A 23902-nucleotide genomic window follows, 5' to 3' on the forward strand; every position below is an offset into this window, starting at 1 on the left:
TGATTAGAGTTCGGCAACCACGATTGACACCAGTGTCAATCGGCACTGCTCACACGGACCGCCCAACCGGCTGCCCACCATCACTGCACAATGACTGCCCCACACTACTTGCAAGGAGATCGGCCATGAGCCGCACTGTAACCCCGGTAATGAGCCGCATGCAAAAGCTTGCCAGCAACCCCGCCATTCTCGCTCTCGCCATGACGCTGGCGCTGGCTGGCTGCGCTTCCAAGAAGAACATGCCCAATAGCGCGTCCGAGCTTGGCCTTGGCGGCGCAGGTGCTGCAACACCCGGCTCCACCCAGGACTTCACCGTCAATGTCGGCGACCGGATCTTCTTCGATACCGACTCAACGTCGATCCGCGCCGACGCCCAGCAGACGCTGGACCGCCAGGCTCAGTGGTTGCAGCGTTATTCGCAGTATCCGATCACCGTCGAAGGCCATGCTGATGAGCGCGGCACCCGCGAATACAACTTGGCTCTCGGTGCCCGTCGCGCCGCCTCCACCAAGGCCTATCTCGTGTCTCGCGGCATTCCGGCAAACCGCATCAAGACGATTTCCTACGGCAAGGAACGTCCGGTCGCCACTTGCGACGATATTTCCTGCTGGTCGCAGAACCGTCGTGCTGTGACGGTTCTCGGTGGCGCAGGAATGTAATTCACGAAATCGTGCCTGCATTCATGACAGAAACAGGGCGGTCTTCGGGCCGCCCTTTTGTTTTCTTCACACTTTGGCCGAACTCGGTTGCTTTTTGCAAAGAACAGAGAAAAGCTTTATTGGCAGACATCGCAGGCTTGACGGTCGATATTCGACAGCAAAGCCTGACGAGCGCACATCAATCGGGCGATAACAAACAAAACAGGAACCACATCGATGAAGAGACTTGTCGTGGCCGGGATGGTGGGAATGACTGCAATTCTCGCCCCCCCAATCCTCGGAGTCCAAGCGGGCAGCAGTGCCTTGGCCTTTTCGCTGTTCGAACGTCAGAACACGCCACCAGCGCCAGTCAGCGACATGCCAGTGCAGCAGGTCCAGCAGCAGGGCAGTGACATCGTTCAAGTCCAGCAATTGCAGGATCAGATCCGCCAGTTGAATGGCCGGATCGAGGACATGAGCTACCAGCTGCTTCAAATGCAGGAAACCATCCGCAAGGCGCAGGAAGACAACGAATTCCGATTCCAGGAGCTAGAAAAAAAAAGAAGTGACGCAGGCTCCCCCGGCCAGGCCAACCCGTCGGTAGCGGCACGCCAAGCGCCCGGCTCCGGTGGCGGTGACAGCGTCGGCCAGATCATCGGTGAAACTGCTGGCAGCCAGGCAGCAAACCCGGCTGGCGGCGGTCGCTCCGCTGCACCCGGTGAAATGACGCTGGGCTCAATCGAAATGGACAACAGCGGCAATCCGGTCGGCGCCAGCGTCAATGGTTCGGCAGGTTCCAACGCCAGCACCCTGCCGGGTACGGCACCTGCTGGCCAGAGCGGCACCAAAACCGCATCGCTCGGCGGCGAGCAGGATCTCTACCAGATTGCCTATAGCCATGTGCTATCAGGTGACTATAAGGCGGCGGAAGGCGAATTCCGCGATTTTATCAGCCGCTATCCGAAAAGCGGCAAGGCCGCCGACGCCAATTTCTGGCTGGGCGAAGCGCAATATTCGCAGGCCCGCTACAAGGACTCGGCTGAGACCTTCCTCAAAGCCTATCAGGGCTATGGCAAATCGCCCAAGGCGCCGGAAATGCTGCTGAAACTCGGCATGTCACTGGCTGCTCTCGACAACAAGGACACCGCCTGCGCTACGTTGCGCGAGGTGAACAAGCGCTATCCAGACGCCTCCAAGGCCGTCCAGAACAAGGCCGCCAGCGAGCAGAAACGCCTGGCCTGCTGATGCTGACCGCTAGCGCTTCGGAAACACAGCTTCCGGGCGACGACCTTCCGGGCGAAAGCATGCCAGCCCCTGTATCCGCTCTCTCTCCTGAAGCCGCCATTGCCGCTTTCCTCGACAGAATAAACCATCCGCTGCGTCTTCTGGTGGCGATTTCCGGCGGCAGCGATTCGACCGGCCTGCTGCTTGCGCTGCATGTACAGCTGCAGGCCATGCCTGCAAAACCCGTCACCCTTCACGCCGCCACCATCGATCACGGTCTTCGCGATGGCTCTGCCGCAGAAGCCGAAACGGTTGCAGCGCTTTGCGCAAGGCTCGGCATCCCCCATGTGATCCGCCGTTGGGCAGGCGACAAACCGAAAACTGGGATTTCCGCCGCCGCCCGGTCCGCCCGCTACCAGCTGCTGGCCGGGATTGCCAAGGAGATCGGCGCTGCTGCCATTCTGACCGGCCACACCGCCGACGATCAGATCGAGACCATCGCCATGCGTGAGAAGCGCAGCCGAAACCCTGCGGCGACCGGCCTTGCGGGCATGGCCTGCTCCGTCCTGTTTGAAAATTCCATCTGGATCACCCGGCCGCTCCTGCGCGCGCGGCGCCAGGCCATCCGTGCATTCTTGCAGGCCAAAGGGCTTGGCTGGGTCGATGATCCCAGCAATGACAACCCCGCTTACGAGCGCGCCCGTATTCGAGCGCGGCTCTCCGCAAGCCCGCAGATCGGAATTCCGCAAAACCAGCGTCTGTTTCTATCGCAACAGGCCGCCACGCTGCTCTCCACCCATGCCACCATGGTCCTGCCAGGGCTTGTTAATCTCGATAACGCCCTGTTCGAGGCGCCCAGGGCAATCCTTTTCCATGCTTTGCAGGCACTGATTGCAACCGTTGGAGGACAACCGCATGGACCGGGGCAGGACGCGCTTGTGCGGCTTATCGCCCTTTGCGAACAGCCGCCTGGCGCCAGACTGACACTGGGCCGCTGCCTTGCACATCGTCATCGCAATGGCATCTATCTGGTACGTGAGGGGCGCAATCTGCCGCATGACCGTGTGAAACCCGGCGAAACCGTGCTGTGGGACGGCCGCTGGCACATCAGCAATATCGGCAGGGCGGAAAGCCCGGTGCAGCCGGGCGGAACCGAAACAGATCAGACGTTCCCCACCCTGCCCGCCTCGCCCCTGCCCGTTCCACTGGCGGCGCTGGCCCGCCAATCTCTCCCCGGGATCGGTCCAAACTTGCTAGCCGTGCCTGTGATTGCCCCCTACCAGGGGTTTCTCCCGGGGTTCGACTGGCCACTCGCCGTGGCTTTAGCGGGTCTTTTCGACGCACCAGGCTTTTTATCACCCTGTTTTTAAATCTTATTGACGGAAAACGAAGTCGGGGCCGCGCTTTGCCTTGGCAAGGCGCTTCAGGAAACCTATGTTACTGTCCGACGATACGGCGTTTTCATGCGCCGAACATTTTTTCTGGGGAGTTCGATGAACCCAAATTTTAGAAATCTCGCGCTGTGGGCGATCATAGCTTTGCTATTGGTCGCGCTGTTCAGCATGTTCCAGACGTCTCCGTCGCAAACAAGTTCCCGCGAGATTCCCTATTCGCAATTCTTGCGTGAAGTTGATTCGGGCCGCGTTCGCGACGTCACCGTCACCGGCAACCGCATCATCGGCAGCTATGGCGAAAATGGTGCCGCCTTCCAGACCTATGCCCCGGTCGTGGATGACAATCTGCTTGAAAAACTGCAAACCAAGAATGTGATGATCGTTGCTCGTCCCGAGTCCGACGGGTCTTCCGGCTTCCTCAGCTATCTCGGCACGCTGCTGCCCATGCTGCTCATTCTGGGCGTCTGGCTGTTTTTCATGCGTCAGATGCAGGGCGGTTCGCGCGGCGCGATGGGCTTTGGCAAGTCCAAGGCCAAGCTTTTGACCGAAGCGCATGGCCGCGTCACCTTTGAAGACGTGGCTGGCGTGGACGAGGCCAAGCAGGATCTCGAGGAAATCGTAGAGTTCCTGCGCGATCCGCAAAAATTCCAGCGTCTGGGCGGCAAAATTCCACGCGGCGTGCTGCTGGTCGGCCCTCCCGGCACCGGTAAAACCCTGCTGGCCCGGTCGGTCGCAGGCGAGGCCAATGTGCCGTTCTTCACCATCTCTGGTTCCGACTTTGTGGAAATGTTCGTGGGCGTTGGCGCAAGCCGCGTGCGTGATATGTTTGAACAGGCCAAGAAGAATGCACCTTGCATCATCTTCATCGACGAAATCGACGCCGTCGGTCGCCATCGTGGTGCTGGTCTCGGCGGTGGTAATGACGAGCGCGAACAGACGCTGAACCAGCTTCTGGTCGAAATGGACGGCTTCGAGGCCAATGAAGGTATCATCCTGATTGCTGCCACCAACCGTCCGGACGTTCTCGATCCAGCCCTGCTGCGTCCAGGCCGTTTTGACCGCCAAGTCGTGGTGCCAAACCCCGATATCATTGGCCGTGAGCGCATTCTCAAGGTCCATGCCCGCAACGTGCCGCTGGCTCCCAATGTCGATCTTAAGGTTCTGGCCCGTGGCACACCCGGCTTCTCCGGTGCGGACCTGATGAACCTCGTCAACGAAGCCGCTCTGATGGCAGCCCGTCGCAACAAGCGCGTCGTCACCATGGCAGAATTCGAAGACGCCAAGGATAAGATCATGATGGGCGCGGAACGCCGTTCCTCCGCCATGACCGAAGCCGAAAAGAAGCTGACCGCCTATCACGAGGCTGGCCATGCCATAACAGCGCTGAACGTGCCGGTCGCCGACCCGCTGCATAAGGCAACCATCATCCCGCGTGGTCGCGCCCTTGGCATGGTCATGCAATTGCCGGAAGGCGACCGCTACTCCATGAGCTACAAGTGGATGGTGTCGCGTCTGGTGATCATGATGGGTGGCCGTGTTGCCGAAGAAATCACCTTCGGTAAGGAAAACATCACCTCTGGCGCGTCGTCAGACATCGAGCAGGCCACCAAGCTTGCACGTGCCATGGTGACCCAATGGGGCTTTTCCGATATTCTCGGTCAGGTTGCTTATGGTGAAAATCAGCAGGAAGTGTTCCTTGGCCATTCTGTCTCGCAGAGCAAGAATGTCTCGGAATCAACCGCGCAGAAGATCGACACCGAAGTGCGCCGCCTGATTGACGAAGCCTATACCGAGGCTCGCCGGATCATCACCGAGAAGCATGATGCGTTCGTTATTCTGGCCGAAGGTCTGCTGGAATACGAAACCCTGTCGGGCGAGGAAATCAAGGCGCTGATCCGGGGCGAAAAGCCAACCCGCGACAGTGGCGAAGATGGCCCAACCCGCAGCTCTGCGGTTCCCTCCACCGGTAAGAAGGACGCGCCCAAGCCCGATGGTAAGGGTGGCGAACCGGAAGCCGGGCTGGAACCCCAGGCGCATTGAGCCGCCAAGTCCCGTAAAAAGACCTTGATATTGGTCGCAGAACGAAAAGCCGCCCTTTGAACGGGCGGTTTTTTTATGTGGTAACGGGTTATAATCAATGTTGACGGTAATTTAAGTGAATGCGCCGTTAAAACATGCGATGAGCGATGAAAGAACGGCGGAAGGCCTGCGCATATAGGCATTGCCGGTAGATGCGATGCGTAAAAACAAAGAAAAGAGCATTTCGCGAGCTAAAGATGGCGAAAAAGCTTTGGACCTCAGGAGACATCATGACACGACGTTATTTCGGAACCGATGGTATTCGCGGACAGTCGAATGTCTTTCCCATGACGCCGGATCTCGCCATGAAGGTCGGCATTGCCGTCGGTACTATCCTCCGGCGCGGCCAGCATCGTCACCGGGTGGTGATTGGCAAGGATACCCGCCTCTCCGGTTATATGCTGGAAACGGCGCTGGTGGCCGGCTTTACCGCCGCGGGCCTGGATGTCTTTCTGCTCGGCCCGATCCCGACGCCGGCTGTGGCCATGCTGACCCGCTCACTGCGCGCCGATATTGGCGTCATGGTCTCGGCCTCGCATAATCCATTCGCCGATAACGGCATCAAACTGTTCGGCCCCGATGGTTACAAGCTGTCCGATGAGCTGGAAGCTGAAATCGAAGCCTTGCTGAACCAGGAAGCGCCCCTCCCCTTGGCGAGAGCCGAGGATATCGGCCGGGCCAAGCGCGTCGATGGCGACATCTACCGCTATATCGAATTCGTCAAACGCACATTGCCGCGCGATGTCACCTTGAGCGGACTGCGGATTGCCATCGATTGCGCCAACGGCGCTGCCTATAAGGTTGCGCCCACGGCGCTTTGGGAATTGGGTGCCGAGGTGGTGACCATCGGTAACGAACCGAATGGTCTCAATATCAATCTCGAATGCGGCTCCACCCATACGGCCGCGTTGCAAAAGAAAGTCCATGAGGTGCGCGCCGATATCGGCATCGCGCTTGATGGCGATGCCGATCGGGTGATCATCATCGATGAAACCGGCGCCATCGTTGATGGCGACCAGTTGATGGCGGTGATTGCCGAAAGCTGGGCCAATGACCAGACCCTGAAAGGCGGCGGCATTGTCGCCACCGTGATGTCCAATCTCGGCCTCGAACGCTTTCTGGGCGGCAAGGGCCTGACACTGGCCCGCACCAAGGTTGGCGACCGCCATGTGGTCGAACATATGCGCCAGCACCATTACAATATTGGCGGCGAGCAATCGGGTCATATCGTGCTGTCGGATTTCGGCACGACTGGCGACGGCCTGGTTGCCGCCCTGCAAATCCTGGCGGCGGTGAAGCGCACCGGCAAAACGGTCAGCCAGATTTGCCATCGCTTCGATCCCGTGCCGCAGTTGCTGCGCAATGTCCGCATTTCCGGCGGCAAGCCGCTGGAAGACAGTTTCGTGCGGCAGGCCATTGCCGATGCCGAAAGCGAACTGGCCCGCAATGGCCGTCTGGTGATCCGCCCCTCCGGCACCGAACCGCTGATCCGTGTCATGGCCGAAGGCGACGACCGCAGCCAGATCGAGCGCATCGTCAACGACCTCATCGGCGTGATCGCCAACAGCCGCGAAGCAGCTTAAACCTCACCTTTACAACTGAAAAAGCCCGGCTAATCACAGCCGGGCTTTTTGTACTGAATTCTTTTCTACGCTTTCAATAGCGCGTCATGGATCGCATCAAGCCGAAAGCCTTGCCATCACCTCTTCCGAAACCTCGAAATTCGAATAGACGTTCTGCACGTCATCATCGTCTTCCAGCGTCTCAATCAGCTTCATCAGCGACTGCGCCTTGTCCTCATCGACAGGCACGGTGTTTTGCGGCTTCCAGACGGCCTTGACGGATTCCGCTTCGCCAAGCGTCGCTTCCAGCGCCTTGGAGACTTCGTTCATATCCTCAAAACCGCAGATGATCGTGTGGCCGTCTTCGTCGCTGATCACGTCTTCCGCACCAGCTTCGATGGCCGCTTCCATGATAGCATCGGCATCGCCAACGCTGGCCTTGTAAACGATTTCGCCAACCTTATCGAAGGAGAAGGAAACCGAGCCGGTTTCGCCCAGCGCCCCACCGGCCTTGGAAAAGGTCGAGCGGACATTGGACGCCGTACGGTTGCGGTTATCCGTCAGAGCTTCGACGATGACGGCGACGCCGCCGGGGCCGTAGCCTTCGTAGCGCACTTCGTCATAGTTCTCGCCGTCGGCGCCCGACGCCTTCTTGATGGCGCGCTCGATATTGTCCTTCGGCATCGATTGCGCCTTGGCATTCTGGATGGCCAGACGCAGGCGGGCATTCATGGTCGGATCGGGCAAGCCGGCCTTGGCCGCCACCGTAATTTCACGGGCAAGCTTGGAGAACATTTTCGATCGCACGGAATCCTGCTTGCCCTTGCGATGCATGATGTTTTTAAACTGTGAATGGCCGGCCATGGCACTCCTGCGACATCTGATTTGTGGCATCCTGCGGTATCGGTCGTAATCCGTCAGGCGCGCTTTAACGCTCTCTCTGCTGCATGATCTGGAACCGGATTGGGCTCGCATGCCCATGCAGCCGCGAATTGGCGCCCTTATAAGGCCCTGTTGCTTGCCATTCAAGGGGGCGAAGGTGCGAAGAGCCCTTCTGCCCTGGAACAATAAGGCTTTCCTTCCGTTGCCCTGCTGAAGAACACCAGCAAGAAGAGAGGAAAGCCAATGGTCAATCTCACGGAAGCCCGCGAAGAGCCCGCCCGCCAGCTTTGGGAGGAAATCGAAGCCATTCACGCCGGCATGCTCGGTCTGGAAGGCTCCACCCTGCATATGCAGCCGATGGCGCCTTACGGCGACCCGAAAACCAATACGATCTGGTTTTTCACCCGGACCGATTCAGATTTTGTCCAGAATATCCGCCCCGGCAGCCGGGCGCATTTCTGCGTGGTCGGCAAAAACCACGATTACCACGCCAGCCTGTCCGGCGTTATCGATGTGCGCCGCGATCCGAGTAAGATCGATGAATATTGGAGCTCGGTGGTCGAGGCCTGGTATCACAACGGCAAGAAAGACCCTGATCTCACCATGCTCGCCCTGCATATCGACGATGCCGAAGTCTGGGCCTCTACCGGTAATCCACTGAAATTCGGCTGGGAAATCGCCAAGGCCAACATTGACGGCGAAAAACTACCGGATGTGGGACAGCACCACCATCTGACGTTTGCCTAACGGATTTTATTTGCCGTTTAGAAGCCGCTGAGCACCAGGATCAGCGGCTTTTTTGGCAGGCTGCGCATGGACACTGTCACAGCATTGGTTTCGGCAATCCTGACATCAAAACCTGGACCAAACAGCCCGACAAAGTCATTGACGATAGGCCCACGCCGGTGCATGGGCAGGATTAATGCCGAGCGCAGCCGCTTCACCATCCGGCTCATGCTGTCGCTGCCCAGCGTCAAACCGCCATCGACAGGCACCATCACCACATCTAGCCGGCCAATGGCGGCGAACTGTTTGTCCGTCAATTCATGATGCAGATGGCCGAGATGGCCAATGCACAACCCGGCGACCTCGAAAATGAAGATCGAATTGCCATTCGGCTCGAAATCACCGCCCCAGCTGCGGATATCGGTGGGAACGTTGCGGATATAGGCATCGCCCACCACAAGGTTGTGGTGAACCGGCTCGCCCGGCTTCGCGTCGTTCCAGCCATGCAGGACATGGGCGATACTGGGGTTGGGCGTCAGCGTATAATGGCTGGAATGGGCCTTGTTCATCGTCACCACATCCGGTGTCCGCGCGGAGCGTAGGTAACCGCTGTAGTCGGTGTCGATCGTCAGGCCCTGCGGCGTTTCGATCTCGAAGGTGGAATGTCCGAGAAAGGTGATGGTGACGTTTTCCGCCAGGGCCGCAAGGCGCAGTGGCTCTTTATCTGTGCCAGCGCTGGCATATTCAACGGGATAAAACCGAGCACCGGGAAGCTGGTTGGCCACCAATTGGCATTGGCTGACAGGGGGACGGCTGACGGGAGGGCGGGCGGCAGAGCTTTTATCCTGCGCCAGGGCAAAGCCCGGAAGAAGGCTGAGAATACCGAAAATCACCAGCATTCGCGTCATCATGCCCGCCTCAGCTCCTGCCAGCGTTGCATATGCACACCAAAGTAGCCGAAGAATGCGCCGTATAAAAGCGCCGCATGGAATTTATGCTGAAATGTGACCGGCCCCATGCGATCCGGCATCGGGGTCGGTCTTAGCCGCTACTTCTGCACAGCCGCTCGCAGCTTATGGCGCAGGCCCGCCAGCCAATGGGCTGTGCCGGTCAGGCTGAGGAAGGCAGGCGCGTTATCGGTTGGCGCGACAGCTTCCATCGAGACGCCGACGGAGGAAATATGGCCGGTCTCGCCGAGATCGCGGACGATCAAAATTAGATGGCCAAGACGAACCCGGTCGGCATATTCGGCCTTGCCGCCGAGGCGCGCTTCCATCAGTTCGCCAACGGTTTTTTGCCGGTCGGTCTCGTTCAAAAGCCCGGGTCCGTAGGCCGCATCCAGTTCGGCGGCGGGGCGCGAGGGTGAAATGGTGAAAGTGCCGAAAAACTCGCTATCGTCCTCATCGACAGGCGCCTTGCTGGCAAACAACCGGTCGAGCAGCCGCGAATACCCCGGCGCGATGAACAGATAGACCTGATCGTTTTCCCGGAGCCGCCCCGCATATTGAAACCGCATCGACTTGCCATCGCGGATGACTAGCGATGGCATCGCCCAGCGCGGAATGCGTGCGCCGCTCAGCACCGGACTGCCCGCCACGACGCGGTAGGACAGCAGCTCGTGATGGGCGGCGCCCGGCAGGTCCAGTTCCACCTTGTCGATCGCGCCTATGCGCGGCGGGATGATCAGACCGAGCCGCTTGGCCATCGGCTTGATGGTCCAGCCCTGAAGCAGCAGCGAGATCATCACCACGATGAAGGCGGTGTTGAAATAGACCTCACCACCCTTGAGATCACCGAGGATCGGCAGAATGCCGAGCAGGATGGAGACCGCACCACGCAAGCCGACCCAGGAAATGAACCGCTTTTCCTGATGGGTATAATCGAAGGGAATGAGACACAGCCAAACTGCCGCTGGCCGGGCGATGAACACCAGAAACAGGCCCAGAACCACTGCCGGAAACAGAATTTTGATGAAATGCGATGGCGTGGCCAGGAGCCCGAGCACCAGGAACATGATGATCTGCGCCAGCCAGGTCATGCCCTCCTGGAAGCGGGCAATGGAAGCGCTGCCGGGGATTTTGCGGTTACCGGCATAGATGCCCGCGACATAGACGGCCAGAAAGCCGCTGCCGCCGATAGCGCCGGTATAGGAAAAGATCACCATCGACATGGCCAGTACGATGATCGGCAACAGACCGCGATCAATCGGGATTTTCTTGACGATCATCGCCATCATCGCCCCGCCGATCAGGCCGAGCGCCAGGCCCATGCCCATCTGCTCGACGAACATCCGCAGCAGGCTCCAGTCGAGACCGGTGTGATCCTTGCCGGTGGACACCATCTGCACCAGCGCCAGGGTGAGAAAGATCGCCATCGGATCATTGGTGCCGGATTCCACTTCCAGCGAGGAGCGCACCTTGTCGCGGATATTGATGCCGCCAATGCGCAACAGGAAGAACACCGCCGCCGCATCGGTGGAGGCGACGATGGAGCCAAGCAGCATTCCTTCCAGCAGCGACAGTTTCAACAGCCAGGCGGCCAGCAGACCAAACAGGCCTGCCGTCAACAAGACCCCGACCGTCGCCAGCATGATCGACGGCCCTGCCGCTTGGCGGAAGGATTGCAACGAGGTTGTATAGCCGGAATCAAACAGGATAACGGCCAGCGCCAGCGAGCCGATGGTATAGGCAACGGAATGATTGTCGAAATGAATGCCGAGACCATCGACCCCGGCCATCAACCCGATCACCAGAAACAACAGCAGCAGCGGCGCGCCAAAGCGAAAGGCGATCAGGCTGGAAAAAGCCGCAAACAGGATCAGCGCCGTCAGAACCAGCGTGACGATGTAGAAATGTTCCAACCTTTCGCCCCTTTCTTGCGCACGGCCTACCCTGCCATCCCAGCACACTACCAATTCCGGCGCCCAAGACCGCATGATCCGACACTGTGGCATGAAGAGAGACGGCAGAATCGCCTTGAATTCCCTCAGGAATACTATGGCTCAGACTGGGGCGAAATTACAAAACGAATTATGGCGAGAAGGGGAAAAATGGGGGTGGTTAGGCGCAGTGATTGGCTCGTAAGCCCCGCAGTTCGCGCACGAACCTCCAGCTCATGGAACGACACGAACAAAGCTTCCTCGTAAATTGGACGTCGAGATTGACCAGAAGGCATCCAAAGGAGTGGCTACTCGAGCTCTCCGCTGTTGATTTCGGCGATTAAATCATCCGTCAAGTTCAGCAGGGCATTAGCCACAGCCACATGTCCCTTCGCAACGGCTTGTGCCGCAGTTGCGGCCAAGAGCGTTTCTTGGTCCCAATCCTCTTTCAGGTGAAGATAGACAATCTCGACTAATTGACTGATCGCACGATGATAATCTTCGGCATAAACTTTCGGAATTTCTGGTGCTATGCCTGTCTTGCGAGCGATTTCTATAGCTGTTGGCAATTGGAAAAAGGATGAATTGATTGGCCCTTTCGCTTGGCCGGCGATGCGGATAATGTGAGGGACCGCTACATACGAGGCGGTGTACACATCGCCCTGATGGCACAGACGTGACCACAGGCTGAACCACAGCTCCGTTTTGCCCGTCATTGTTTCTGTTGACGAATCCAGCGCCTGAAGCAGTTGTGGTAGGTCAGTGGCGTCGCCATAAGCGTGCCGAAGTTCTTTCCAGCGGGGATCGTTGAGCGGCAACATTTTCCATTTACCTTTCGCAGCCAACAGCACGGAACGTCTTCGCACTTGGCCGCGCCGCCATTCTGCATTCATACCGCTTCAGGCAAGTTGTTGTCACCATAATCTGCCGCCGATTATGACGGTTTAACCACGTCACCACTGCAATTATTCCATCAGACCGAATAAAGCGGCCAGTGTCGACCTTTGAGAGACAACTACATGCGGAAAGAACCGATTACCATCTCGCTAAAACAGAGCCTGTGTTCGACGGCAGTCGAATTCCTATATTTCGGACAGCCGCTTCTCGATGTCGCAAATCGATTAGGGCCGCCGAAGAGTTGGATTGCAAACACCAGTTACCAGCCAGTTCCACTGTACTGGTTCTATCCGGGCGGTTTGGAATTATGCTTTGAACCCGAACAGCCGTACCCATTGGCCTGGTTTAAACTATCAGACGTTGGCCGCCATAAGGGAAGGAGCACTCGCTTCAGTCATGATGTCCGCATGCGCAACGACTTTCCGATGGCGGACATGCCGGTGTCAGGTTTTCTGCGAAGCGGCTTATGGGACCTGGATAAAGTGAATGTCGGCATCTGTGCGCGGCCGAATTTTCCGACCCTCGATATCTGTATTGGATGCCTTCGGATACCGTTCTTGATGAACGCGGAGAATGAGATGGCGCTGAAAAATCAGCTAAAAGATGCGCCCCTCAGCAGCAGGTTGAAGTTATTCGATTCAAACTGTGACTTCTTCGGAGTTTACTTTTCTCCTGAAGATGCTGCCATTAGTCGCTCCCCTAAAGAGGGATGGACCACGATCAGCGGCAAAGAATACCTTCGAGAGCTTGAACAAGCCAGTTAACCCCTCAATCCCCCACACCACCATCCCAGCACACACCCATTCCGGTCCAAAGACAGCATGATCCGACATTGTGGCATGAAGCGAGACTGCACAATCGCGCTTAATTCCCTCAGCAATACTATTGCTCAGACTGGGACGAAATTACAAAACGAATTATGGCGATACCGGGGAAAATGGCGAGCGGGGCTACGGTCCACGACACAAGCGTTTTTGTTTGCCGCATACCCCCTCTGTCCTGCCGGACATCTCCCCCTCAAGGAGGGAGATCGGACAGACGTAACTGCCCGTTTCAACGGATAACGTTGCGATTTCCGATATTTTCGAAGCATAAATGCGACATGGCAAGGCAGAGGGGGGTAAGCCACACATAAAAATCTTTGCGGTTTGTATTCTGCGGGCGGAATTGGGTGGCAAGTCATACCGGAATGGCACCGCGGAGCGGCCATTTTGGGCGTTCATTTCGTCATTAAAGCCATCATGCTTTGCTTCAGGTAGCACCCAGCTTATACAACCCTTGTAGCTTTCCCTCAGCACCGTCTGTGGAGACTGCCGCGATACCGAGAAACATCTCCGCCTGCGCTGAACTACGAATTCCAATCCCGAAGCTCTTAGAGTGAGCTAGCAAGCAAGCTTCGTTCTTCGAAAGGCTAGCCATGAACATGGTATAGATCCCAGATGGGGCGCGCATACATCGGTTCGAAATGTCAATCCTAATATCTTCACCGTTCACGACGATCTCGACTAGCGGGAAGCTAATTAGCTCCGCGTCCCTTCCCATGGTTTCCACCATAGCTGCAAAAGAGAAACCATCTGTTTTCGAATATATTAGAATGACCTTGCCGTGCCCCCATAGAGAGTCTCTTTCTCCCCGGACCCACATAGCTTCTTGATGGACTTCGACACCCCAGGTAGTTTCCGTCATACCTCCCGTAATGACTTTCAGCCCTTTTAGCTGTTCTTCACTGAGAAGTGTTACTTGGTTTCCGCGTGTGCTCGCAGAAAGCTCTAAGAAAGCGGCGGGAATGCCCATCTCTGCGATGTAGGCCGCTATTGCCGCCGAAAGCCGCTGAGAACGCTCGATTATTTCTGGCGTCGGATTCTTAAATGAAAATTGGTGTACGCCAAACTCTGATCCATCTGGGTAATAACGAAGCCTCCCTCCAAGAAACATCAGCGTCGCCGCGCTTATGCATTTTCCTGATGCAAACTTCCGGGGAATGATTAACTCGTCAGACTGCTGCGGATCTAGGGTATATGTGCCAATGGACGTTGAGAACCAGGCCTTACGGATCAATCGCCCGATAGCCATCGCTGCTTCAACATGACCGCCTCCAGAGTTAATGTAGACAGAAGTTCTGGGCGGAGGTGCAGCGCGCTCGAGAAACCCTTGGAATTTCTCATCATCGCCCTCCTCAATTCGCCCAAAGGCACTGATATGGAAAAAGCCTCCCAAAAATCCTTCTATGTCCGTTTGCGGATTCGAATATTCGAAGTTCATCGGCCATAGCGCCTTGTTAGCCAATAGTTGCTGATCCCCATATCACTACGGCGGATCATTCCAGAATGGGAGTCTCACTGTCAGCCGCAAAGGCTTCTTTGACCTCAGACCGAGCCTTTGCAACAGCCCTTCTGCGTGCCCAATGGCATCTACCAAAAGTATCGGTGAAGCCTACGTCAACAACATTTTTGATAGCGATCGCGGCATGTTTTTTAACAAAGAATGCGCTAAAGCTCTCTCCTACATCAACTTTCTTTGGTAGACCGCCACTGAATGGACCTAGCGTGAAATTTGTTTGCGCTGGGAAATCGTGTAGCGGATTTAACATGAAGCTCTCAAGTTTCTTGAACCGCGAGACTCTTGATCTTCCGACTGCTAGATGAAGAGTAATCGCACCTGGTCCGTAATTCGTCGCGTTGAGAGTTAGCATTTCGACGCCATCAAAGCCCTCACCCATTACAAAACCGGAATAGAATGAAACTCGGACTTTCGCCTTTGGATAAATGAACTTTGACCAAACATTCCAAATAAATCCCGCAAGGGAAACGATGAACGAGAAAATACTGACGACTAACGCCCAGTCACCTGTGCTCATACGCAACTCCCAGTTCGCGATAGTCTGCCATGTTAATCCAGCCTCACTCGTTCGGTAGGACTTCCGCGTAAAAATCTCGCAGCCGCATAAGCTCGCGTAGCGCGTTTTCATGGCGACTTTTAAAGTCTGCCAATACTGTCGGTGTATATGGAAACTCACCGGCCTCGACCCTAGCCAGAATGCGTTCTTGATACTCGATCCAGTCTCGATATTGAGACAAAGAAACGTCTTTGAAGTTTTTCGGCATATTTTCTGTGCTCATCATGTTGCGTAGAGACACTCAGTGTGCTGGAAAATGACTGCAAATCAAGCGCACTGTGACGTATCATCACTGTATAGAATTAAAAAATCTTAATAATTTAACCTAAAAGCAAGTAATTCGATTATTTAGCTTGTGCATCCAAAACCAGCTCGTCCGCTCTGACCTCCAAAGACGTTCCTGTTGGCATTTGCTATCTCATTCCGGAAACATCCGTCATTATCTCCTTAATATCCGTGGCTCAGGTACTGGCAGTTGAATGGGGGCAACGATGCCGAAAAACCACCGAATCGTACACTGTAGCGCATGATAAAGCGTCCGATGCTATTATAGGCCAAACTCGAAACTTCAATCCTCCACCTCAGGCCGCCCCCGCTCTCCACCCCCCTCCTCCCTCAAAAACCGCCGCACCCGAGCCAGGGCATCAGCCGGATCGGATTTGCGGTGGTATTCTTCCAGGATGATTTGCTCGATTTTTTGGCGGGTTTCCAGGTTGCTGCGCGCCGGGTCGTCTGGCGGTATCAGCCTGCGGCGGGCTTCTTCCAGGCGGTGTTGAAGGTCGGTGGTGGCTTCGAGGATGGTGATGTCGATGCTGGCTGGTGGGTCATCCGGCTGGGGTTCCAGCAGGTCGAAGGCGACCGGGCGTGGCGAGTCTCGCCGCAGCGCCAGCCGGTAGCGCAGCAGCAGGGCTAGCACGCCCATTGCAAAAACCGGTGGTGTGATGATGGCGAGTGCCTTCACCCAATCGGCCATGGATTGCCATGTATCGAAAATATCGGCCCAGACATTATAATCGGCCATCGTCCATTCCTCCCCACTTGTGCGCCAAGCGATCACCGGAGGATTTTGCCCTCTGGTGATCGGGGAGTTCGAAAGCCGCAAACAGACGACTGCCTTGGCCTTTAAGCCGAAGCTCTGGACATGCACCAAGGCCTCCCCGACCATAGAAGGGTGGAGAGTGGACCGTATAGACATAGTCCACCGCCTCAGCCACAAACCTATGGCTGAGGGGTGTCATTTAACGACCGACACCGGCCGCTGTTTGAGGAGTTTCGATACTCCAGAACCAGCGCGTTACAACTGGTCCCGCAACTGGTTTAGCGTATAACGGGTGGAGAGGGGAAGCGGATTTTGAGGGGCTTCCGTTGAAATTATCAGGCGGAATGGTGGAGGGTTAGCGGGTTGAATATATGTCAGAAAATGGCTGCATTCGGTATGGCCACGATGGAAAGGTTGTGCCGTTAGGTTCACCCCCCCTCTGCCTTGCCAGGCATCTCCCCCTCAAGGGGGGAGATCGGCCCGGGGATGGCCACTCGCTTTCTATTGTCTGTAGAAGGTTTCGGAAATCCCGGCCTTTTCTAAGGCATGAGAGCCAACGCCTATCCGATCTCCCTCCTTGAGGGGGAGATGTCCGGCAGGACAGAGGGGGGTAAACCTCACGGTAAAAGGCTCGCGCCTATGCCGAGCAAAGAAAAAGCGGACCGGTTTCCCGATCCGCTTTCATCATATCATCCAGGCAGCGAAGCTGCTTACAGTCTGTTCAAGAATTGCCGATGGCCTGGCGAAAATGGTGATTTCGAGAACCGGAGCGGAGCGAACTCAAGTACGTGAGCCTAGGTAAGCGCAGAAATTGCCATTTGCAGCCGGCCAGCGGCGATTATCGGACAGGCTGTCAGATCAGCTTGCCCATGGCGACGGCTGTGTCGGCCATGCGGTTGGAGAAGCCCCATTCGTTGTCGTACCAGGACAGGATGCGCACCAGCTTGCCGCCGTCCATAACCTTGGTCTGGTCGCCGGAGAAGGTCGAGGAATGGCTGTCGTGGTTGAAGTCGATGGAAACCAGCGGCTCTTCGGTATAGCCGAGAATGCCCTTCAACTCGCCTTCCGACGCAGCCTTGATGGCGGCGTTGATTTCTTCCTTGGTGACCGTGCGACCGGGAATGAACTTCAGGTCAACAACCGAAACGTTCGGGGTCGGAACGCGGATGGCAGAACCGTCCAGCTTGCCCTTCAGTTCCGGCAGAACCAGGCCAACGGCCTTGGCGGCACCGGTCGAGGTCGGGATCATCGACAGCGCAGCAGCGCGGGCGCGGTGCAGGTCCTTGTGCATCGTATCCAGCGTCGGCTGGTCGCCGGTGTAGGAATGGATAGTGGTCATGTAGCCGCTTTCGATACCGACGAGCTTTTGCAGCACGTAGGCAACCGGTGCCAGGCAATTGGTGGTGCAAGACGCGTTGGAAACGACCAGGTCGTCCTTGGTCAGCGTGTTGTGGTTGACGCCGTAAACGATGGTCTTGTCGGCACCGTCAGCAGGCGCCGAGACCAGCACGCGCTTCGAGCCATTGGCCAGGTGCAGCGATGCCTTTTCCTTGGCGGTGAAAATGCCGGTGCATTCCAGCGCGATATCGACGTTGCTCCAGGGCAGATCCTTGGGATCGCGAACCGCGGTCACCTTGATCGGCGCGCGGCCATCGATGATGATGCTGTCGCCTTCGACCTTGACGGTCGAGGGGAAACGGCCATGGACGCTGTCGTAGCGCAGCAGATGCGCATTGGTTTCGACCGGGCCGAGATCGTTGATGGCCACGACCTCAATGTCGGTCCGACCGGATTCGATGATACCGCGCAGCACATTGCGGCCGATACGGCCAAAGCCGTTAATGGCAACTTTCACAGTCATTGCATAACTCCCGCTTGTCGGATGGCTCCGGGCTGCTGGGTGGCCCCCGGAGCGGTGATGATCTGGAACAGCGCGACGATGGCCAAGTGGTTCTCGCCTTGGGCAGCCCCAGGCATTGGGTAAAGGCACTCATGTGGTCAAGGCGTTCAGGCAAGCCCGAAGAGAAGCGGGCCCGCCAGACCCGCTTTTAATGCCTCTTCAGGAAAGCTTGGCTTCAGCCGCTTCGACAATCGCTTCGACGGTGATGCCGAAATGCTTGTACAATTCCTTGTAGGGGCCGGAAGCACCGAAGGACTTCATGCCGATAAAGGTGCCGTGCGAGCCGATGATCTCATCCCAGCCCTGACGGATCGCCGCTTCGACGCCGATCTTCACCGGAGCCGTGCCGATCACCGCGTTGCGGTATTCCTCTGGCTGCTCAAAGAACAGTTCGAAGCACGGTACGGACACGACGCGGGCGGCAATGCCCTTGGTGGCCAGCGCTTCCCGCGCCTGGATCGCCAGTTCGACTTCCGACCCGGTTGCAAAGATCGACACCTTGGCATCGTCAGCGCCGAGCAGCTCATAGCCGCCCTTGGCCGACAGGTTTTCCGCCGAATATTCGGTGCGGGCCGCGATCAGGTTCTGACGGGTCAGCGCGATACCAGACGGACGATCCGTGTGGGTCAAGGCGATCTGCCAGCATTCCGCCACTTCCGTGGCATCCGCCGGGCGGAACATCATCAGGTTGGGGATGGCGCGCAAGGCGGCCATCTGCTCGACCGGCTGGTGGGTCGGGCCATCTTCGCCAAGACCGATGGAATCATGGGTCAGAACGTGAATGACGCGAATGCCCATCAAGGAGGCCAGACGGATCGACGGACGGCAATAATCCGAGAAGATCAGGAAGCCGCCGGAATACGGAATGAGACCGCCATGCAGGGCGATGCCGTTCATGGCCGCCGCCATGCCATGCTCACGAATACCCCAATGCACGTAACGGCCCGAGAAATCGGTCGGCGTGATCGACGCCGTCTGGCTGGTCTTGGTATTGTTGGAGCCGGTCAGGTCGGCGGAACCGCCAAGCGTCTCGATCACCACGCCATTGATCACTTCCAGCGCATCCTCGGAGGATTTGCGGGTGGCGAGCGTTGGCTTGGTCTCGGCCAGCTTCTTCTTATAGGAGTCGATGGCAGCATCGAATCCATCAGGCAGCTTGCCAGCGAAGCGGCGGGTAAACTCGGCCTTGTGATCGGAGGTTTCCAGACCCTTTTCCCATTCGGCACGTGTGGCCGCGCCACGCGCACCGGCTTCGCGCCAGGCATCCAGCACATCGGCGGGCACGTGGAAAGGCTCGTCGGCCCAGCCCAGCGCCTTGCGGGTGGCAGCAATTTCGTCGGCACCGAGCGGCGAACCATGCACCTTATGAGTACCGGCCTTGTTGGGAGACCCGAAGCCGATCACCGTCTTGCAGGCGATCATCGTTGGCTTTTCAGAAAGCTGGGCGGCGGAAAGAGCTGCCGAAATCGCTTCCGGATCGTGACCGTCAACCGCCATCGTGTTCCAGCCCGAAGCGCGGAACCGGCCATGCTGGTCGGTGCTGTCGGCCAGCGAAATCGCGCCGTCGATGGAAATGCCGTTATCGTCCCAGAGCACGATCAACTTGTTGAGCTTCAGATGACCGGCCAGCGAAATCGCTTCCTGGCTGATGCCTTCCATCAGGCAGCCATCGCCAACGATGGCATAGGTGTGGTGATGCATCAGATCGCTGCCGAATTCGGAAGCCAGCTTCTTTTCGGCAATCGCCATGCCGACGGCATTGGCAACACCCTGGCCGAGCGGGCCGGTCGTCGTCTCGATGCCTGACAAATGGCCATATTCCGGGTGGCCTGCGGTTTTTGAGCCGAGCTGGCGGAAATTTTTGATGTCGTCGATGCTGATGTCTTCATAGCCGGTCAGGTAAAGCACCGAATAGAGCAGCATAGAGCCGTGACCAGCCGAGAGCACAAAACGGTCTCGATTGGCCCATTTGGGCGCCTTGGGATCGAAATTCAAAAAGCGGGTAAACAGCACCGTCGCGACATCGGCCATGCCCATCGGCATGCCGGGATGGCCGGAATTGGCCTTTTCGACCGCATCCATGGACAGAAATCGGATCGCATTGGCCATCCGGTTGTGCTTTTCGGGAGAAATCATGACTGTTCCGCCTGTTCCGGGTCTCGATGGACGAACGCCGTTCGGGCGAACGTCAGAAAGTGGGTGATCCTTAACATCTAGGACGGGCAAGTCAATAAATTGAGGCCGGGTGATTGCGTGGAAGGCATTATTTCAGTTTTTGCCTTAATATTGATCATTGTCTCGTATTGATGCGCGCCAAGGATGAAGCCGGGTCTACTCGTCCACAAGCATGACACAGCGAAAAGCCGGGGTTTGTTGACGCCAGCGACAGGCAATGACTAATGTCGCGTGAGAACTATGGGGGCCAAGGGGTCGATTCGGCTTGCCTTTTGGAGTTTGTCAGGGAAAAATGAGGCCGGTTTTCCGAAACGACATAGACGAGCAAGAACATCTGGAGGCTTTCCGGTTCGACCAGAGCCTGAAAACTTCATCAGCCGGGGCAAAGAGACATGGCGACGGATAAAGCGGAAGCCGCGCTCGGCGCATTGAGACAGGCCATTTCCGGCCTGGAAAATGCCATAGACATGCGATTGGAACTGCAACGCGCCAATGGCGAGGTGGAGCAGGAGGTGAAGCGCGTCCATATCGACCGCGCCCGCCTTGCCCAGGAACTTGACCAATCGCAATTCCGGGCCAACCGGCTGGAAGAGGTCAATCGCGAAGTCTCGCGCCGCCTGGTCACCGCAATGGAAACCATCAGGGCCGTACTGGACCGCTAGGCCAGCCTCGCCTCACTCAGGGATCATTCGACAGACATGGCACAAGTCACGGTCACTATCGATGGAAAAGCCTATCGCATGGCCTGCGAGGAAGGGCAGGAAAACCACCTGACCGATCTGGCCAGCCAGTTCGACCGTTATGTCAGCCACCTCAAAAGCCAGTTCGGCGAAATCGGCGACCTGCGCGTTACCGTGATGGCGGGCATCATGGTGATGGACGAATTGTCGGAGTTGAAACGCCGGATATCAGCCGCCGAAGCCACCTCCGCCGGCGCTATAGGCCGTGAAGACGACATCCTCGCCGCTATCATGGAATTGACGGAACGCCTCAACGGCCTGACCCGCAAACTGACCGAAAAGCCGCAGGCTGCGGCAGCGGCGCCAGACGGCCACCACCATTGAAATAAACATGGCTGCACGCGCATGCCGCACTGGCGCATGGCCAAGATTGCGCCTATATATGATTTGCGGTCTGCGCCTCTCGACAGGAACACACAATCCCTGGGGCCATACCCGATCTTGAGGGAGCTGTCCCTGTTCGGACCCGTGGGTTCGGACATACGGCGCCCACCTACTTTGTAGGCTCCCAGGATCGCAAAAATCCATCGGTTGCGTGGACCGCACTCATTGATTGTCTTGATAGATGGCATGTTTGTCTTGCGGGACCTCCGGCTCCCGACATAGTGGCAGGACAGCCATTAAGACAACGCCGATTTACCAGCCTCCTGATTTTCGCCAGAACGAGACCGAAGCCCTGTTGGGCTTCATCGAGCGTAGTCCGCCCGCCCTGCCGATCACAGCGAGCGCGGGCAGCCTGATCGCACATATGGCGCGCGCCAATCCACAATGGCAGGCGATCAAGGCCAGTGTCCCAGGTCCTGCTCAGCTTTATCGGCGCCGATCACTCCGTCTCGCCCAACTGATATCCGAGCAAGCAGGACAGCGGTAGTACAAAGCGTCATTGAAGATGACCCATCGTATTCCTTTTGAAAATATCTCAAGCGACTGCTGCATGTGAGATATGTGCAATGCCTTCAAGGCGAGGATGCGTCAGCATCTTCGATGCCTTGGGATAAGATGGTGCCGAGCTGGAACGACCAGATCGTCCAAGTCAAAGGTACCGCCACGACCCATCACGATAACTGTCGGACATACACTTATTGATTTATCCAGGATATCGTCATATAAATGAAGTCTACGTTAGTAAAATTATTCAAACAGAATCAATTTAAATCGAAAAAACTGAAAATTTTAATTTTTTATCATGGATTTTTACCTCAATGGTGAGAGCAATATCAGAAATTACTTCGGCTGGAACTCCATATGCCGATAATCTCGACGATGCATATTCGTTAACACTGCCCAAGAGGGATGGCAGCCTCAATGCCACTGCCGTGACATACTGGTTGCAGTCCCAAGGGGTCGAGGTTTCCGGCACCCCGGTGGTCAAGCGCTATGTTGGCGGCCTCTCCTGCCGAACCTACCAGTTGGATTATCCAGCCGTCAGCTTGATCTTGCGACAACCAATGCAGGGCGAGAAAAACCTTCGTCAGACGAGTCGAATGGGACGGGAATACGCGTTACAAAAAGCGCTGTCCCCTTGGTACTCAGTGCCAAGCATGGTGAGCCTCTGCGAAGATCCCAAAGTCATTGGCACGCCATTTTATGTCATGAAGCCGATTGCCGGCGTCATACCTCGTCGAGTCTGGCCACAATCAATTGAACTTGATCGCACAGAGGCACAATCGCTTTGCCGCAATGTCGTCGACAAGCTCATCGAATTGCACCAACTTGACGTGAATGCCATCGGCTGCGAGACGATGCGTGTCGATGAAGTCCATATAGGCCAGCAACTGGCTGATTTGTTTCGAAAGCATAAGCGGCTTCGCTTATGGAATACGCCCGATTTCGCCCATGTCCATGCATGGCTGCAAGACAATCAGCCTCGTCAAGAACAGCTATGCCTCATCCATAACGATTGGCGCCTCGACAACCTTGTCTTTGACCCCCAATGCCCAAGGGAGGTCATCGGCGTTCTCGACTGGGAAATGGCCAGGCTGGGGCATCCATTGATGGACCTTGCAACCATGCTGCATTTCTGGGTGGAGCCAACCGATAATTTTCTGCTAAGACGCTATCAATGGCAGCCGACCAGCATAGATGGCATGCTTACGCGTCGTGAGATATGGAATATATATATCAAAAAAAGCGGCGTCGATCCCAGTGACTGGGCCTTTTACCATGTCTTTTCGCTTTTCAAGCTTTCACTACAAGTATTGGCCCTTTATCACCGTTACCAAGCTGGTCGGCGCCATGCTCATAACGACTATATTTTCTTCAAAGGCTCCTGGAAAATAATAAATTACTTCTACTGGAAATGCAGGATAGCAATTTATAAATCCCGCACAACCGAATATGATTATATATGGTAGATTTATTTAAATTACTCAAGAATCCTGGCTACTTGCCCCGAAATATCCGATACAAAATATTCAATATCATTCTCGGCAGATACAGCATCTATTTTCGGACAAACCGTTTGAAAGTCGTGGATGTTACGTCGAATGAGGTGGTCATCGCGCTGAAAAACCATCGTCGGCTGCGTGATCGCCAAGGATGCGTTCACGCGATGGCGTCTAGCCTTGCTTGCGAATATGCCGCTGGAGTGCTGGTGGCGCAACATGTCATCGACAAGGCAAGCCTGGTTGTTAAAAACGTTCACGTCAACTTTAGGAAAAGGCCCGTCGGTTCCATCAAGGCTTTCGCGGGTCTTCATCAGGATGAAATCGCATCCATTGGAAAGTCCGCTAGAGGCGAGCTGAGCGTCGCCGTCCATGTGGTGGACAGTCTTGGCAAACGCGTTATCGATGGTTGCGTCGTCGTTGTCTGGCGGCCGCCAAAACCCAGTTGAGATCGATGCAGGCCGTCACTCGCATCTAATCTTTTCATC

Annotated in this window: 20 protein-coding genes and 1 other RNA gene; 12 read left to right on the top strand and 9 right to left on the bottom strand. The window is 56.5% G+C overall.

The features are described from left to right. The first annotated feature begins 125 nt into the window (after positions 1 to 125). The 5 genes from pal to glmM all read left to right on the top strand — a co-directional run bounded on the left by pal (position 126) and on the right by glmM (position 6918). Positions 126 to 659, top strand: a complete 534-nt coding sequence (pal, locus tag ASB66_RS15835; protein ID WP_060718216.1) for a peptidoglycan-associated lipoprotein Pal — start codon at positions 126 to 128, stop codon at positions 657 to 659. 216 nt (positions 660 to 875) lie between these two features. Further along, positions 876 to 1883 (top strand): tol-pal system protein YbgF, encoded by a 1008-nt coding sequence (ybgF, locus tag ASB66_RS15840; RefSeq protein ID WP_060718217.1) that lies wholly within the window; start codon positions 876 to 878, stop codon positions 1881 to 1883. Continuing rightward, on the top strand, positions 1883 to 3232 hold the full coding sequence (gene tilS, locus ASB66_RS15845) for a tRNA lysidine(34) synthetase TilS (RefSeq protein WP_081089050.1): 1350 nt from the start codon (positions 1883 to 1885) through the stop codon (positions 3230 to 3232). Before ybgF ends, tilS begins: the two co-directional genes overlap by 1 nt. A 123-nt stretch (positions 3233 to 3355) precedes the next feature. Continuing rightward, on the top strand, positions 3356 to 5296 hold the full coding sequence (gene ftsH, locus ASB66_RS15850; protein ID WP_060718483.1) for an ATP-dependent zinc metalloprotease FtsH: 1941 nt from the start codon (positions 3356 to 3358) through the stop codon (positions 5294 to 5296). A 269-nt stretch (positions 5297 to 5565) separates the two neighbouring features. Beyond that, entirely contained in the window at positions 5566 to 6918 is a 1353-nt protein-coding gene (gene glmM / locus ASB66_RS15855) for a phosphoglucosamine mutase (RefSeq protein WP_060718218.1), read from the top strand. 96 nt (positions 6919 to 7014) lie between these two features. Here glmM and ASB66_RS15860 read toward each other — a convergent pair whose 3' ends face one another. Beyond that, positions 7015 to 7761 (bottom strand): YebC/PmpR family DNA-binding transcriptional regulator, encoded by a 747-nt coding sequence (locus ASB66_RS15860; protein WP_060718219.1) that lies wholly within the window; start codon positions 7759 to 7761, stop codon positions 7015 to 7017. 261 nt (positions 7762 to 8022) lie between these two features. On the opposite strand from ASB66_RS15860, the gene ASB66_RS15865 reads away from it, so the two are divergent. Beyond that, complete coding sequence (locus tag ASB66_RS15865; RefSeq protein WP_060718220.1) at positions 8023 to 8526, top strand: pyridoxamine 5'-phosphate oxidase family protein; 504 nt, start codon at positions 8023 to 8025, stop codon at positions 8524 to 8526. Positions 8527 to 8543: 17 nt separating this feature from the next. Here the strand turns inward: ASB66_RS15865 and ASB66_RS15870 are convergent, their stop codons facing one another. From ASB66_RS15870 to ASB66_RS15880, 3 genes are all read right to left on the bottom strand, one after another. Beyond that, a complete protein-coding gene (locus ASB66_RS15870) occupies positions 8544 to 9416 on the bottom strand; it encodes an MBL fold metallo-hydrolase (RefSeq protein ID WP_060718221.1) in 873 nt (290 codons plus the stop codon). A 137-nt stretch (positions 9417 to 9553) separates the two neighbouring features. After that, positions 9554 to 11365: a potassium/proton antiporter gene (locus ASB66_RS15875; protein WP_060718222.1), complete on the bottom strand. Its 1812-nt coding sequence runs from the start codon at positions 11363 to 11365 to the stop codon at positions 9554 to 9556. A gap of 326 nt (positions 11366 to 11691) precedes the next feature. Beyond that, positions 11692 to 12234, bottom strand: coding sequence for a hypothetical protein (locus ASB66_RS15880; RefSeq protein ID WP_234613033.1), 543 nt, complete (start codon positions 12232 to 12234; stop codon positions 11692 to 11694). A 168-nt stretch (positions 12235 to 12402) separates the two neighbouring features. Between ASB66_RS15880 and ASB66_RS15885 the strand changes: the two genes are divergently transcribed. Further along, positions 12403 to 13044: a hypothetical protein gene (locus ASB66_RS15885; protein ID WP_060718223.1), complete on the top strand. Its 642-nt coding sequence runs from the start codon at positions 12403 to 12405 to the stop codon at positions 13042 to 13044. A 487-nt stretch (positions 13045 to 13531) separates the two neighbouring features. On the opposite strand, the gene ASB66_RS15890 is transcribed toward ASB66_RS15885, so the two are convergent. The 5 genes from ASB66_RS15890 to tkt all read right to left on the bottom strand — a co-directional run bounded on the left by ASB66_RS15890 (position 13532) and on the right by tkt (position 20251). After that, entirely contained in the window at positions 13532 to 14542 is a 1011-nt protein-coding gene (locus tag ASB66_RS15890; RefSeq protein ID WP_234613031.1) for a COG3904 family protein, read from the bottom strand. A gap of 55 nt (positions 14543 to 14597) precedes the next feature. Then, complete coding sequence (locus ASB66_RS15895) at positions 14598 to 15137, bottom strand: hypothetical protein (protein ID WP_060718224.1); 540 nt, start codon at positions 15135 to 15137, stop codon at positions 14598 to 14600. A gap of 607 nt (positions 15138 to 15744) precedes the next feature. Continuing rightward, positions 15745 to 16197 (bottom strand): hypothetical protein, encoded by a 453-nt coding sequence (locus ASB66_RS15905; RefSeq protein WP_060718226.1) that lies wholly within the window; start codon positions 16195 to 16197, stop codon positions 15745 to 15747. An 871-nt stretch (positions 16198 to 17068) separates the two neighbouring features. Next, entirely contained in the window at positions 17069 to 18076 is a 1008-nt protein-coding gene (gap, locus tag ASB66_RS15910) for a type I glyceraldehyde-3-phosphate dehydrogenase (protein ID WP_060718227.1), read from the bottom strand. 198 nt (positions 18077 to 18274) lie between these two features. Beyond that, the gene (gene tkt, locus ASB66_RS15915; protein WP_060718228.1) at positions 18275 to 20251 is read right to left on the bottom strand and encodes a transketolase; all 1977 of its coding nucleotides are present in this window, start codon (positions 20249 to 20251) and stop codon (positions 18275 to 18277) included. Between the two features lie 431 nt (positions 20252 to 20682). Between tkt and ASB66_RS15920 the strand changes: the two genes are divergently transcribed. From ASB66_RS15920 to ASB66_RS15940, 5 genes are all read left to right on the top strand, one after another. Next, a complete protein-coding gene (locus ASB66_RS15920) occupies positions 20683 to 20952 on the top strand; it encodes a DUF4164 domain-containing protein (RefSeq protein WP_060718229.1) in 270 nt (89 codons plus the stop codon). A gap of 36 nt (positions 20953 to 20988) precedes the next feature. Beyond that, positions 20989 to 21354, top strand: a complete 366-nt coding sequence (locus tag ASB66_RS15925) for a cell division protein ZapA (RefSeq protein ID WP_060718230.1) — start codon at positions 20989 to 20991, stop codon at positions 21352 to 21354. A 64-nt stretch (positions 21355 to 21418) separates the two neighbouring features. Continuing rightward, a non-coding RNA gene (ssrS, locus tag ASB66_RS15930) (6S RNA) lies at positions 21419 to 21576 on the top strand. Between the two features lie 656 nt (positions 21577 to 22232). Next, the gene (locus ASB66_RS15935; protein WP_081089051.1) at positions 22233 to 23384 is read left to right on the top strand and encodes a phosphotransferase family protein; all 1152 of its coding nucleotides are present in this window, start codon (positions 22233 to 22235) and stop codon (positions 23382 to 23384) included. Continuing rightward, positions 23378 to 23863 (top strand): DUF4442 domain-containing protein, encoded by a 486-nt coding sequence (locus ASB66_RS15940; RefSeq protein ID WP_081089052.1) that lies wholly within the window; start codon positions 23378 to 23380, stop codon positions 23861 to 23863. Before ASB66_RS15935 ends, ASB66_RS15940 begins: the two co-directional genes overlap by 7 nt. Positions 23864 to 23902: the final 39 nt, after the last annotated feature.

Source organism: Gillisella vitis (genome assembly GCF_001541345.2).
In the GTDB taxonomy this organism is placed as follows: Bacteria; Pseudomonadota; Alphaproteobacteria; order Rhizobiales; family Rhizobiaceae; genus Allorhizobium; species Allorhizobium vitis.